A 13,426-nucleotide genomic window follows, 5' to 3' on the forward strand; every position below is an offset into this window, starting at 1 on the left:
CTGCCCGCCGTCACACCGTCAGCAGCGTCTTGATCGCGCGGCGCTGGTCCATCGCCTTGTAGCCGTCCGCGACCTGGTCGATTGGCAGGGTCAGATCGAACACCCTGCCCGGCTTTATGCGGCCATTGAGGACGCGGTCCATGAGATCGGGCAGGAACCGCCGCACCGGGGCAGGACCGCCCATCATGCGCCGCTGGCCGAAGAACAAGGCCTGGCCGTCGAACGTCACACCGTGGGGAACACCGACATAACCGATGCTGCCGCCGGGACGCGCGCATTCCAGGGCTTGCGACATCGCTTCCTGGGTGCCGACGCATTCGAGCACCGAATCGGCGCCGACCTCCCGGGTCAGCTCCTTGACGCGCGCGATGCCTTCTGTGCCGCGCTCGACGACGATATCGGTCGCGCCGAACGCTTTGGCCAGATCCTGCCGCGTCTTGTGGCGGCTCATGGCGATGATGCGCGAGGCACCCATCTCTTTCGCCGCAAGCACGCCCATGAGGCCGACCGCGCCGTCACCGACCACCGCGACCACGGAGCCCTGCTTCACATTCGCAGCGTCGGCCGCGTACCAGCCGGTCCCGAGCACGTCGGAGGTCGCGAGCAGATGCGGGATGAGATCGCTGCCCGGCACTTCCCTGGTCGCGACGAGCGTGCCATCCGCAAGGGGAACGCGGGCGTAAGGCGCCTGCGCGCCCGACATGAACTCGCGCTTTTCGCACGACGACTGAAAGCCGAACTTGCAGTGCGGGCAAGTATTGTCCGACAGGCAGAACGAGCCGACGACGAACTGGCCGGGCCTGACGGTCCGCACCGCACTGCCGATCTCGACGACCACGCCGCAATATTCGTGACCCATATGTGCGGGGCCGTCACTCGGCTGCAGGCCGCGATACGGCCAGAGGTCGGAGCCGCAGATGCACGTCGCCGACAGCTTGATGATGGCGTCGGTCGGGTGGACGATTTTGGGATCGTCGACGGTTTCGTAACGGACATCGCCGGGTCCGTAGAGGATTGTCGCTTTCATTGCTTTTCTCCTTCGAGTCACAAAGCCGGACTCGCCGACACACAGGCCGCGCATCGCGCCGAGGCACAAAGCGACAGCGCGAAGACCGCACTCCACGCGGCTGCGGGATGCGAAGCCCAGCCTGCGCGTTTACGACATCATCTAGGGTCCCGGGCGGCGGCCGATTAGTCGATATAATTTGCTTGCATTAATCGATACGGGCCATGAATAGTGGCGGCCATGGCAAGCCAGGATTTCAACGATTTGCTGGCTTTCGTGGCCGTCGCCCGCGAGCGCAGCTTCACGAAGGCCGCCGCGAAACTGGGCGTGGTGCAATCGACGCTCAGCCATACGATCAAGCGCCTGGAATCGCAGATGGGACTGCGGCTGCTCACGCGCACGACCCGAAGCGTCGGCCTGACCGAGGCGGGCGAGCGCCTTCAAAAATCAGTTGCGCCCCGCATCGAAGAGATCGAGCGCGATATCGCCGCGCTGATGTCGCTGCGTGACAAGCCGTCAGGCACGATCCGGATTACGCTCTCGGACCATGCGCTGGACACGGTCGTCTGGCCGAAGCTGTCGCCCGTCCTGAAGAAATACCCCGACCTCAAGGTCGAGTTCAGCCTCGACACGGCCTTCCGCAACATCGTCGAAGACGGCTTCGATGCGGGCATCCGCCTCGGCGAGAGCGTCGAGAAGGACATGATCGCGGTGCGCATCGGTCCGGACTGGCGGCTCGTCGCGGTCGCCTCGCCTGCCTATCTGAAGGAGCATCCGAAACCAAGACATCCGCAGGACCTGCTGAAGCACGTCTGCATCAAGCGGCGCGCCGCCGCAGGCGGCCACTATGTGTGGGAGTTCGCCAGGAACGGTCCCGACCTCCGGGTGCGCGTCGAGGGACAACTGACCTTCAACGATTCCCGGGCGATGATCGACGCCGCCGTCAAAGGTTTCGGCATCGCCTATGTCCCCGAGGACATGGTGACACGGCACGTCCGATCCGGCGAGCTCGTCATCGTGCTCGACGACTGGTCGCCGAAATTCGACGGCTACTATATCTATTATCCGACCTCGCGGCAGAACTCGGCTGCATTCAAGGTGATCGTCGACGCGCTCCGCCATCACCAAGCGCGAGCAAGACGCGGCTAGTTTGCTTCGCCGCCGCGCTTGCAGATAGCGCGAAGCCGCACATCAACAGATCAAGCGCCGGTGGTCTATCCCAACACCCCGCCGCGCTTGATCAGCTCCTTGCCGACAGCGGCCAGATGCACCTGGTCCGGGCCGTCGCCGATGCGGATGAAGCGGGCGTAGACGTAAGCACGCGCCAGGAACGTATCCTGCGAGACGCCGGCGGCGCCGTGGATCTGGATCGCGCGGTCGATGACGCGGGCGGCCATGCTGGGCACCACGATCTTGGCCGCGGCGATCAGGTCGCGCGCGGCCTTGTTGCCTTCGCGGTCCATCTTGTCGGCGGCTTGCAGCGTCAAGAGCCGCGCCTGCGCGATCTCGCAGAACGAGTTTGCGATGTCCTCGCGCACCGAGCCCTGCTCGGCGAGCGGCCTGCCGAAGGCCACGCGGGAGACGGCGCGTTGGCACATCAATTCGAGCGCACGCTGGGCGCAGCCGATCAGCCGCATGCAATGGTGGATGCGGCCGGGCCCGAGCCGCCCCTGCGCGATCTCGAAGCCGCGGCCCTCGCCGAGCAGCATGTTTTCCGCGGGCACGCGGACGTTCTCGTAGACGATCTCGGGATGGCCGACCGGGGCGTCGTCATAGCCATAGGTGAGCATGTCGCGCACGATGCGCACGCCCGGCGTGTTTCTGGGCACCAGGATCATGGATTGCTGGCGGTGGCGGTCGGGATCGTCGGGCGCGGTCTTGCCCATCACGATCAGGATCTCGCAATCCTCGTTCATCGCGCCTGAGGTGAACCATTTGCGGCCGTTGATGACGTAGTCGTCGCCGTCGCGCGTGATAGCGCACTGGATGTTGGTGGCGTCGCTGGAGGCGACCTGCGGCTCGGTCATCGAGAAGCCGGAGCGGATGCGGCCCTCCAGCAGCGGCTTCAGCCAGCGCTCCTGCTGCGCCGGCGTGCCGTAATTCGCCAGCACCTCCATGTTGCCGACATCGGGCGCCGAGCAGTTGAAGACCTCGGGCGCCCAGAGGATGCGGCCCATGATCTCTTTCACCGGCGCATATTCGAGATTGGTCAGACCCGGGCCGTGCTCGCCCGACAGGAACAGGTTCCAGAGCCCCTGCTCCCGCGCCATCTTCTTCAGGTCCTGCAGCACAAGCGGCGTCTTGTAGCGCGCGGCCTCGGGCTTCACCTGCTCGTAATAGAGCTCCTCGACCGGCTCGACATGTGTCCGCATGAACTGCCGGACGCGCTCCTGCAGCTCCCGCGAACGGGCGGAATGCTGAAAGTCCATTTTAGTCCTCCCGCTCGCCGACCTTCGCGTCAGTCTCGTAGGGCGGGCAAAGCGGCCGCCGTAGCTCGAAGAGCGAAGGCGGAAGCGTGCCCACGCTCCTGTTTCCGTATTGAGTAGGTGGTGGGCACGGCGCAAGTGCGCCTTTGCCCACCCTACGATTCCGAGTTCGCGGAGAGAGCCCTGCCCTCACGTCCCTTTCAGCAATTCGCTCGCGACGACCCAGTCGTTGCCGTCGAACTGGAGCATATAGCCATCCTTGATCGGGCGGAAATCCTGCGGCGTGGTGTTGAGCGTGATGCCGGGCATCAGCAGCGACAACGGCACGTTCTTCAGGTTCGCGGCCTGCGCCATGATGTTCTCGCGCGTCAGATTGTCCTTGCACTGCTTCAGCAGCACCACCAGCGCCTCGGCGACGGTGTAGCCGTAGAGGCCGGCGACGTTGTTGACGTCGGCATTGGGCAGGCGCTTCTTCATGAAATCGATATAGGCCGTCATCGCCGGGTCGTTCTTCGGCGCTTCGACGAACGGCTTGAGCGCGCCGAGCGAGAGCACGCCTTTGCCGGCCTCGAGGCCCGCAGGGACCATTACGGTCGCCTTGTTGGCGCAGCCGGAGGCGAGGAAGCGCGTGGGCTGCCAGCCGACCTCGTGCGCCTTGCGGATCGCCTGCGCACAGGCGCGCGGCGTCACCGAATAGATCATGAAGACGTCGGCTTTGGTGTTCGCCAGCGTCAGCACCTGGGAATCGACGGTGGGGTCGGCGACCTCGAAGCTCGAGGCCATCGCGATCGCCTTGTCGGCGTCGGCGCCGAGCGCCTCCTTGACGCCGCGCAGATATTCCTTGCCGGCATCGTCGTTCTGATAGAGCACGGCGAAGCGCGCGTTCGGGTTCTTGGCGCGGGCATAGGCGACGTCGATCGCGGCCTCGCTGGTGTAGTTCGGCGCCCAGGGCAGCGCCATTGACCAGGGCATGTTGGCCGGATCGTTCCACTTCGAGGCCGAGCTGATCAGAAACAGCTGCGGCACCTTGTTGCTGTTGAGATATTTTGCGATCGCCGAGCTTGGCGCGGTGCCCATGGTCGCGAAGATGAAGGCGACGCCGTCGCCTTCGACCAGCCGCCGCGCCGCCTCCATGGTCTTCGGCGGCGAGAACGCGTCGTCCAGCGAGATCAAATTGAGCTTGCGGCCGGCAACCCCGCCCTTCTCGTTGACCTCGTCGAAATAGGCCGCAATGACCCTGCCCGTGATGCTGAGGGGCGAAGCCGGCCCGCTATAGGGCATGGTGTTGCCGATCTTGATCTCGGTATCGCTGACGCCGGGACCGTAGGATTTCTGCGCGGAGACGGATGTGGACAGGCAGGCGGCAGCGAGCGCTGCGGCCAGGGCCAAGGCGGCTTTCATGGTTTCTCCCCGGTGATCTCCGCGCGAGGCGGCCGCGCGGCGTGTTGCTTTTTGTCAGCGCGTCAGATCAGCGGAGTTCCGCAACATGGTCTTGCGTCGAGTTGCTGATGGCTTAGCCGCGCCGCTTCAAGCTGAAGCCCAAGCTGATCCAACCCGCTCCCGCCATGATCAGATCGATGCCGAGGAAGAGGCCGAGGATATAGACGCTGTTCACCGGCCAGCGTGCCACGATCAGCAGGCCCAGCAGCAGCGTGATGACGGCCGACAGCGCCACCCAGACCCACGGGCTCTCGCGCTTCATGCTGAAGGCGAGAAACAGCCTGACGGCGCCCGAGGCGATCAGCGAGGCGCCGAGAAACAACGTCAGCAGGACCGCCGCGAACAGCGGATTCTCGAAGGTCAAGAAGCCCGCGATCACGTAGAGCACGCCGAGCAAGGCCCAGATCAGGAACTTGCCCCAGCTCTTCATCTGGAACGCGCCGATGATCTCCGTGACGCCCGCGACGATCATCATGGCGCCGACCACGATCACGCTCGCCACCGTCGCCATCACCATGCTGCCGAGCGCGACGAAGCCGGCGATGAGATAGACGACGCCTAGCGCGACGATCCAGCCCCATTTGGCATGCAGCGCCGCGATGCCGGAGCCAAGACTTGGGTGATGTGACGTGTCCGAAGCACTGGTCATGACGGCCACTCCTGCTTGCGTAGCCCGGGGGCACGCGCCAGAATAGCACACACCGTGCCGGGACGACAGCCAGCAGAGCACCCGTACCGGCAGTAACATTGACGCAAATCAAGATCGAATGCGGGCGTCAGCCGCGCGACCGCTCCATCTCGAGCTCGGCCTTGAGGTTGTCGAGATCGCGGTAGATCGACGCAACCGCGAGCACGCGGCCGTCCTTGCGGTACTTCAACAGGCAGTCCTTGCCTCCGATGCTGCCGTCGATCGCGACCTCGTCAAAGTTCTCGGCATGGCCGACATAGTTGATCGGCACGTCGTAGTGCTGCGACCAGAAGAACGGCACCGCGTCGAAGCGCTCGCGCTTGCCGAGCATGTTGCGCGCTGCGGTCTGGCCCTGGCGTTCGGCAACGACCCAATGTTCGACGCGGATGGTTTGCCGGGAATGCGGATCGGGCCAGCGCGCGATGTCGCCGGCCGCGAAAATGCCGGTGACACTGGTTTCGAGATATTCGCTCACGCTGACACCGCGATCCGCCGCAAGGCCGGCGTGCTCGGCCAGCGCAAGGCGCGGCTTGACGCCGATGCCGACCACGACGAGGTCGGCTTCGATGACAGCTCCGGTCTTCAGCGTGGCGCGGGTGCCGTCGAGCTTTTCGACCGTGTCCTTGAGGTGAAAGATCACGCCGTTCTCTTCATGGAGCGACCGGACGAAGTCACCCATCTCGGAGCCGAGCACCTTCTGCATCGGCCGCTCTTCCGGCGCGACCACGTGCACCTCGATCTTGCGTGCCCGCAGGGACGCCGCGACTTCGAGGCCGATGAAACTGGCGCCGATGACCAGAGCGCGTCCGGCACTCCCCGCGGCCTTGATGATGGCGCGGCTGTCGGCGACGGAGCGCAAGGTGTGGACATGCGGCTGGTCGGCGCCCGGGATCTGCAGTTTGACCGGCTCGGCGCCGGTCGCGAGCAGCAGCCGGTCGAACGGAAGCCTGTCGCCATTGCCGAGCGTGACGTTGCGCGTCTTCGCATCGATGGCGGAGACGTCAGTGTTGAGCCTGAGATCGATGCCCGCGTCCTGATAATAGTCCTCGCCCCGCAGCGGCAGCCAATCCTCCGGTGCGCTGCCCGCGAGATAATCCTTCGAGAGATTGGGCCGGTCGACCGGCATCGCGCCGTCATTGCTGAGCATGGTGATGGCGCCGGCAAAGCCCTCGCGCCGGAGCGTCTCGGCGGCCGCGAAGCCGGCTGCGCCGCCGCCGACGATGACGAATTTCTCCGGCGTCGGCGCGTTGCGATGAGCGATCGACGGCTTCGGCGCCTCGCGCTTGCGCCGAACGATGATGTTGTCCCGTTCGCGCGCGACCTCCCACACCGCCAGCGCATTCAATGCCGGCGGTCGCGTGGCTTCGCCCGTGCGCAAGGAGAAGCAGGCATGATGCCAGGGACAGCGGATGGTGTCGCCCACCACCAGGCCCTCGGCGAGCGGCCCGTGGTAATGGCTGCAGGCCGGCTCGATCGCAAAGATCTCGCTGCCGGCCTGCACCAGCAGGACGTCTTCCTCGCCGACATGACCGAGCAGTTTGCCATCCCTGAACGCGGTCAGCGACACGCCTTTGCTCAGGTCGGGTCCGCTCGGCTTGTTGTTCTCTGTCATGGCGCCGTCTCCTTGAGCAGCCGCGAGTCAATCGTCCGAATTGGCGAGCCCCAACAGTTCCTGCCGCGTCAGCGCATTGTCGCGGAACACGCCCAGCATGCGGCTGGTGACGAGATCGGTCCCGGGCTTGTGCGCGCCGCGCGTTGTCATGCAGTGATGCGTCGCCTTGATGATGACGCCGACGCCTTCAGGCTTGAGCACGTCGTTGATGGTATTGGCGATCTGCGCGGTCATCTTCTCCTGGATCTGGAGGCGCTTGGCGTAGATGTCCACCACGCGCGCAAGCTTGCTGATGCCGACGACACGGCCCTGCGGGATATAGGCGACCCAGGCGCGGCCGACGATCGGCGCCATGTGGTGCTCGCAATGGCTCTCGAAGCGAACGCCGCGCAGGACGATCATCTCGTCATAGCCTTCGATCTCCTCGAAGGTCTTTTGCAGGATTTCCGTCGGATCCTGCGCATAGCCGGAAAAATACTCTTGGAAGGCACGTGCGACCCGGTCCGGTGTCTCGCGTAAACCGTCGCGCGCGGGATCGTCGCCGGCCCAGCGGATCATGGTCCGGATCGCCTGCTCGACCTCCGCCCTGTCGGGCCGTTCGACCGGCGCCTGCGCCACCGCGACACGTTCCAGCTTGCGCACTTGTGACGTCATCGAGATCCTCCCCTGCAACGAGCCGCATATAGAAGCGGCTCCTCAGCTTGGACGGCTGCAATCGCAAAAGGTTCCCAGGATCAGGAAAAATCGGAGGGATGGCAGACAAGCCAGCCGGCCGGTCGAGAAACGACCTTTATGAGGCCGCTTTCCGGACCTCGACCACCGCCTGCGCCCAGTCGGCCGGGCGCTCCTGCGGCAGGTTGTGGCCGGCATCTGTGAAGACGCGCCGCTCGAATGGGCCCTCGAACTTGCGTGCGTGATGGGCGGTGCCGGGATTGACGCCGTCGCTGTCGCCGTCGATTGCGATGGTCGGGACGCGGATCGGCGGTTGGGCCGCGAGCTGCGCCTCGATCGCGGCATAGGCGGGGTCGCCCTCGACCAGCGCGTAGCGGTGGCGGTAGGAGTGGATCACGACATCGACGAAGTCAGGATTGTCGAACGACACCGCGCTCTGCTCGAACGTCGTGTCGTCGAACGCCCATTTCGGCGACCACATCGCCCAGAGCTGACGGGCAAAGCCGCGCCGGTTGCGCTCCAGCGCGCGGCGGCCGCGCTCATTGTGGAAGAGATATTGATACCAGAGCGCCGCCTCTTCCGGCGGCGAGGCCGGCTCCATGGCGCGGGCGATGTTCTGGATGTTGTAGGAGTTGCCGGAGACGAGGGCGATCACGCGCTCCGGATAGAGCGCTGAGACCACGCAGGCCGCGCGCCCGCCCCAGTCATAGCCGCCGACGACGGCACGCTTGATGCCGAGGGCGTCCATGAAGGCCAGCAGATCCGCGCCGAGCGCCGCCTGCTCGCCGGAGCGCGGCGTCTCCGCGGAACGAAATCGCGTCGGTCCATAGCCGCGCAGCCAGGGCACCAGCACGCGCGCGCCGGCCTCGGCAATGATCGGCGCGGTCTCGGCATAGGCGTTCACGTCGTGGGGAAAGCCGTGGCCCATGATGCAGGGCCAGCCGTCGGGCGCGCCGTATTCGCGATAGGCGATGTCGAGGACGTCCGTGGTGATCGTTTTTTGTTGCATGGTTGTTTTCACGGATTGGGGATTTCGTAGCCCGGATGGAGCGTAGCGCAATCCGGGAACGCCAGCATCCGAGAATCCCGGATTTCGCTGCGCTCCATCCGCTACAAGAGGTCTACCTCTGCGGCCCCGACAGCGAGATGTCGCGCTCGGCGCGGAAGACGTTGCTGTAGAGATTGGCGATCCACTGCCGGCCGATCTCGGTCTTGTTGAGATAGCCGATCTCGGTCTGGATGTGCGGTGCGACGCTGTTCCAATAGAATTGTGGATAGCGGTTCACGATGTCGGCCGGCGAATCGTAGCCGAGCTGGCGATTGATGCCGACTTCCTCGAACTCGTAATAGAGCGCGTTGGCCTTTCGCAGATAGTTGGGATCGCCGAGCTGGCCGATGAAATCGGCGGCGCGCAGGATCGAGGCATCGACGTCGTACTCATGGCCTTCCTGGGCCGGAAAGCGCGTTCCCTCGATAGCGCGGGCAATGCGTTCAGGATCGAGACCGGGAATGTGCTGCAGGCGCCGCGAGACGTAGAGCTTGGAGCGGTCGACGTGATACATCATCAAGCTGGCGTCGGAGGCACCCCTTTGAAGAGAGACCTTGGTACCGGCCTCGTCGACCAGGAAACCGTCCTCGTCGTCCTCCTCGAACAGGCCGCGCACATAGCCGATGTCGTGAGCAAGGCAGGCGATCAGGACATGAACGTAGTCCTCCGCCTCCAGATGGGTGTGGAGATATCGGCCACTGAGAATGGAATGGCCCGCCAGAGTCACCAGCATCGTGTGCTCGATATTGTGATAGAGCGCATCGCTGTTGCCGATGCATTCCATCGTGGTGCGGGTGGCGCTCTCGATGATGTTTGCCGGTGAATCGCCAAACCTGCGACGCATGAACGAGCCCAGCACCTTCTCCAGGGATTCCGCCGCCAGTCTCGGCAACGTCATCATGGATGCAGCCCCGCGTGTCGGTGGTGTCCCATGTCAGCTCCCGAAGTCTCGTTCTTGTCCTCGACGCAACGACCCAGCATAGCCCATCTTGGGCCGCGTGACCAAACCCCCGGGAATGCGATTACGGAAATATGTTACCGTTGTGCTATGCAAGATCGCGGTTGCGGTGAAGGCGCGGCGCAGCCGGGCGGCGAGCCCGGCCGATGAGGCCGTGTTTATTCCACCATCACCACGTCCACGGCGACGCCGAGCTTCTGCTTCGGCGAGCCGACGATGATGCCGTCGACCGGCGAGACGTCGGAAAAGTCGCGCCCGACCGCAAGCACGATATGGTCGTTGGCAATCAGCAGATCGTTGGTCGGGTCGAAATCGACCCAGCCAAGCTCCGCCCCGCACCACAGCGACACCCAGGCATGGGTGGCATCGGCGCCTTGCAGGCGGGCCTGGCCCGGCGGCGGGATGGTGCGCAGATAGCCGCTGACATAGGCCGCCGGCAGACCGAGCCCGCGCAGCCCTGCGATCATCACATGGGCAAAATCCTGGCAGACGCCGTGTCGCTTGTCGAAGACCTCGTTCAGCGGCGTCGAGATCACCGTCGCCTTGGGGTCGTAGCGAAACTCGGTGCGAATGCGATGCATGAGATCGACCGCGCCCTCGAGGATGCCCGCGCCCGGCGCAAAGCTCATCCCCGCATAGGCGCTGACCGGACGCAGCACCGGCACCAGCGGGCTCGCGAAGACATAACCGACCGGCGAGGACGGCCCGAGGCTGGTCGCCTCGAAGGCGATGTCGCGGATGCTCTCCCAGCTCGGACTGTCGGCCTCGCGCGCCCGCGGCTTACGTGACACGGAGACACGCGAACGCGAATCGATGCGCAAATTGCGATGCGCCGCTTCGATCACGATGCTTTCGGTCAGCGTGCCGAAGAAATCGCGCCGGACGTTGCGCTCGGACGGCCGCGGACGGATCTCGACCTTGTGCGAGATCAGCTCCTGGCCGCCGCCGCTCCTGGGCTCCAGCCGCAGCGTGCAGCGGGCGAAGCTGACTGGATTCTCGTACTCGTAGGTGGTGACGTGACGGATGTCGTAGATCACGCCAGCCCCGTCAGCTTTTCCGGCCGGGCGGCATTGGGGCCGTGCGGGAAGTAGTGCTGCCCGATCGCCTCGGCGAGGCTGAGCAAGTCCTGCTCCAGTGCGAACAGCGTCTTGCCCTCGAGCTTCTCGGCTTCCGCAGTTGCAAGCATCGCCTGCATCGCCACCGCAAGGCGCTGCGGCTTCTCGATCAGGCCGTGCTCCTTCAGGCTGGGCAGCGCGGCGATGTGCTCGTTCAGCGTCGTCACCTGGAACGCCACCGAACGTGGATTGTAGCCGTCGAGCACGGCAAGGTCGCGCACCGGCGCCAGGATCGGCGCCAGCAGATAGCGCGAGCGGTAGGTGATCTGGCAATCCACCAGCGTCAGCAGGATGTCGAGATCCTCATCGCCGGCCTCGTCATGGGCGAACTGGCGGGTGAAGCGCGTGGTGTTGATGGCGCGCTCGGTGCGGCGGCCGATGTCGAGAAAGCGCCAGCCGGCGGCGCGGTTCATGTTCTCCTGCGCCAGCCCTGCGAGGCTGGCGAGCTCCTGCAAGGTCAGCTCGGCCGCGCTCAGCACGCCGTCGTCGCCCTCGACCTGGTAGGCCAGGCGCTCGGCCATCTCGGTGATGACCTGCCAGGCATCGGGCGACAGCCGCTCGCGCAAGGAGGTCGCCGTGCGCTGCGCCGCGCGCACCAGCGACAGCGCCGAGCCGAAACGTTCCGCGCTCTGCAACGCTTCGGCGGTGATCCGGCCGGGCGCGGCGCGCGAAGTTTGCGAGATCGCGCCCCAGGCCACCAGCAGGCGCTGGATGCGTTCGCCCGCTTGCAGCGAGGCCGCGGTGCCCTTGTTGGGCCCGCTCGGCGAGCCCAGCGCGCGCACCAGCCGCAGCGTCGCCTCGGCGCGTTCGAGATAGCGGCCGAGCCAGAACAGATTGTCGGCGGCGCGGCTCGGCAGCACGCCGGCGATGCGGCGGATGCGGACCTTGTCGGTCGCCGGCAGCAGCGTCGCGGTCGAGACCTGCTTGTCGGAGACCACCCAGACGTCGGCGGCGCGCGCGCCGTCGCCCATCGACACCGCGCGCGCATCCGCCTGCTCGGCGATGCGACAGAAGCCGCCGGGCATGATGACCCAGCCGTCGGGCGTTGCGGCAGCGAACACGCGCAGCACGAACGGACGCGGCGTGATCTGGCCCTGCTCCCACACCGGCATGGTCGAGAGCCGCACCACCTCCTGGCCGACATAATCCATGCCGCGCGCGGCGATGGCGTCGATCAGGCGCTGGCGGTCGCTCGCATCCAGCTCGCTCGCGAGCACCGGTCCCGCACTGTCGAAACCGGGCACGCCGCGCCGATAGGCGCCTTCGATCGCGACCTCGTCGAGCCGCGACAGCACCTCCTCGCGCGCGCTGCGCTGGCCGCACCACCAGGTCGCGATATGAGGCATCTTCAGCTCTTCGCCGAGCAGGCGGCGGCTGAGCGCCGGCAGGAAGCCGAGCAGCGCCCGCGCCTCCAGCACGCCCGAGCCCGGCATGTTGGCGACGACGACGCCGTCCTTGCGCAGCACGTCGATCAGGCCGGGCACACCGAGATGCGAGGAGGCATCGAGCTCGAGCGGATCGAGCGAATTGGAATCGACGCGGCGCAAGAGCACGTCGAGTCGCTTGAGGCCCGCAACGGTGCGGATGTGGATGCGGTTGTCGCTGACGGCGAGATCGTCGCCCTCGACCAAGAGGAAGCCGAGATAGCGCGCCAGCGTCGCATGCTCGAAATAGGTCTCGCTGAAGCTGCCCGGCGTGAGCACGCCGATCCTGGGCTCGTCGCGGTCGGCGCGCGCGCGAAGACTGTCGCGGAACGCCTCGAAGAACGGCGCGACGCGCGGCACGTTCATCGACTTGTAGAGGTCGGAGAAGGCGCGCGAGAGCACCAGACGGTTCTCCAGCGCGTAGCCCGCGCCCGACGGCGCCTGGGTGCGGTCGCCGAGCACCCACCAGCGGCCATCGGGTCCGCGGCCGACATCCGCGGCATAGATCGACAGATAGCGCCCGCCCGGCGGCGGCACGCCGCAGACGGGACGGAGATATTCGGGACTGCCGGCGATCGCGGCCGCCGGCAGCGCGCCTTCCGCGACCAGCCGGCCCTTGCCATAGATGTCGGCCAGCACGAGCTCGAGCAGCTCGGCGCGCTGGGTGATGCCGGCGCAAAGCTGCTGCCAGTCGGCCTCGTCGATCAGGAGTGGCAGATGGCTGATCGACCACGGCCGGTCGGCGCTGTCGCCGGGCGCACGGTAGGTGACGCCGGCCTCCCGCAGATGGCGGTCGGCCATGCCGAAGCGACGCTCGATCTCGTCGGGCGCGAGCGCACCGAAGGCATCGAAGAAGCGGCTCCAGACCGCGCGCGGGGCGCCGTCGGGCCCCAGGAACTCGTCGGGAATGCCGGGCAGGCGGCGATAGTCGCGGACCCATTGGGCAAGGCGGCGCTGGCCTTCACGCTGGCCTTGCGCCCTACCCGCCTTGTCCTGCTCGGCTGCGCCCTCGCTCATGCGCCTCTCCCTGCCCCACC

The 13,426-nt window shown here is 66.0% G+C and carries 11 protein-coding genes; 1 reads left to right on the forward strand and 10 read right to left on the reverse strand.

The features are described 5' to 3' along the window. Positions 1-10: 10 nt before the first annotated feature. Positions 11-1,027, reverse strand: a complete 1,017-nt coding sequence (locus RAD04_RS01965; protein WP_461622410.1) for a zinc-dependent alcohol dehydrogenase family protein — start codon at positions 1,025-1,027, stop codon at positions 11-13. Positions 1,028-1,246: 219 nt separating this feature from the next. On the opposite strand from RAD04_RS01965, the gene RAD04_RS01970 reads away from it, so the two are divergent. Continuing rightward, a complete protein-coding gene (locus RAD04_RS01970; RefSeq protein WP_461622411.1) occupies positions 1,247-2,155 on the forward strand; it encodes a LysR family transcriptional regulator in 909 nt (302 codons plus the stop codon). A 65-nt stretch (positions 2,156-2,220) separates the two neighbouring features. Here the strand turns inward: RAD04_RS01970 and RAD04_RS01975 are convergent, their stop codons facing one another. From RAD04_RS01975 to RAD04_RS02015, 9 genes are all read right to left on the reverse strand, one after another. After that, entirely contained in the window at positions 2,221-3,435 is a 1,215-nt protein-coding gene (locus RAD04_RS01975) for an acyl-CoA dehydrogenase family protein (protein ID WP_461622412.1), read from the reverse strand. 186 nt (positions 3,436-3,621) lie between these two features. Further along, positions 3,622-4,833, reverse strand: coding sequence for an ABC transporter substrate-binding protein (locus RAD04_RS01980; protein ID WP_461622413.1), 1,212 nt, complete (start codon positions 4,831-4,833; stop codon positions 3,622-3,624). Positions 4,834-4,945: 112 nt separating this feature from the next. Then, positions 4,946-5,521 (reverse strand): HdeD family acid-resistance protein, encoded by a 576-nt coding sequence (locus RAD04_RS01985; protein WP_461617174.1) that lies wholly within the window; start codon positions 5,519-5,521, stop codon positions 4,946-4,948. A 127-nt stretch (positions 5,522-5,648) separates the two neighbouring features. After that, entirely contained in the window at positions 5,649-7,172 is a 1,524-nt protein-coding gene (locus RAD04_RS01990) for an FAD-dependent oxidoreductase (protein WP_461622414.1), read from the reverse strand. Between the two features lie 27 nt (positions 7,173-7,199). Next, complete coding sequence (folE, locus tag RAD04_RS01995) at positions 7,200-7,826, reverse strand: GTP cyclohydrolase I FolE (protein WP_461622415.1); 627 nt, start codon at positions 7,824-7,826, stop codon at positions 7,200-7,202. A gap of 136 nt (positions 7,827-7,962) precedes the next feature. After that, positions 7,963-8,853, reverse strand: coding sequence for an alpha/beta fold hydrolase (locus RAD04_RS02000; RefSeq protein ID WP_461622416.1), 891 nt, complete (start codon positions 8,851-8,853; stop codon positions 7,963-7,965). Between the two features lie 112 nt (positions 8,854-8,965). Then, positions 8,966-9,793, reverse strand: coding sequence for a metal-dependent phosphohydrolase (locus RAD04_RS02005; protein ID WP_461622417.1), 828 nt, complete (start codon positions 9,791-9,793; stop codon positions 8,966-8,968). Positions 9,794-10,008: 215 nt separating this feature from the next. After that, the gene (locus tag RAD04_RS02010; protein ID WP_461622418.1) at positions 10,009-10,887 is read right to left on the reverse strand and encodes a transglutaminase family protein; all 879 of its coding nucleotides are present in this window, start codon (positions 10,885-10,887) and stop codon (positions 10,009-10,011) included. Beyond that, positions 10,884-13,406 (reverse strand): circularly permuted type 2 ATP-grasp protein, encoded by a 2,523-nt coding sequence (locus RAD04_RS02015; RefSeq protein ID WP_461622419.1) that lies wholly within the window; start codon positions 13,404-13,406, stop codon positions 10,884-10,886. The genes RAD04_RS02010 and RAD04_RS02015 overlap by 4 nt, the downstream gene beginning before the upstream one ends. Positions 13,407-13,426 lie beyond the last annotated feature (20 nt).

Source organism: Bradyrhizobium sp. 25ACV (genome assembly GCF_054863005.1).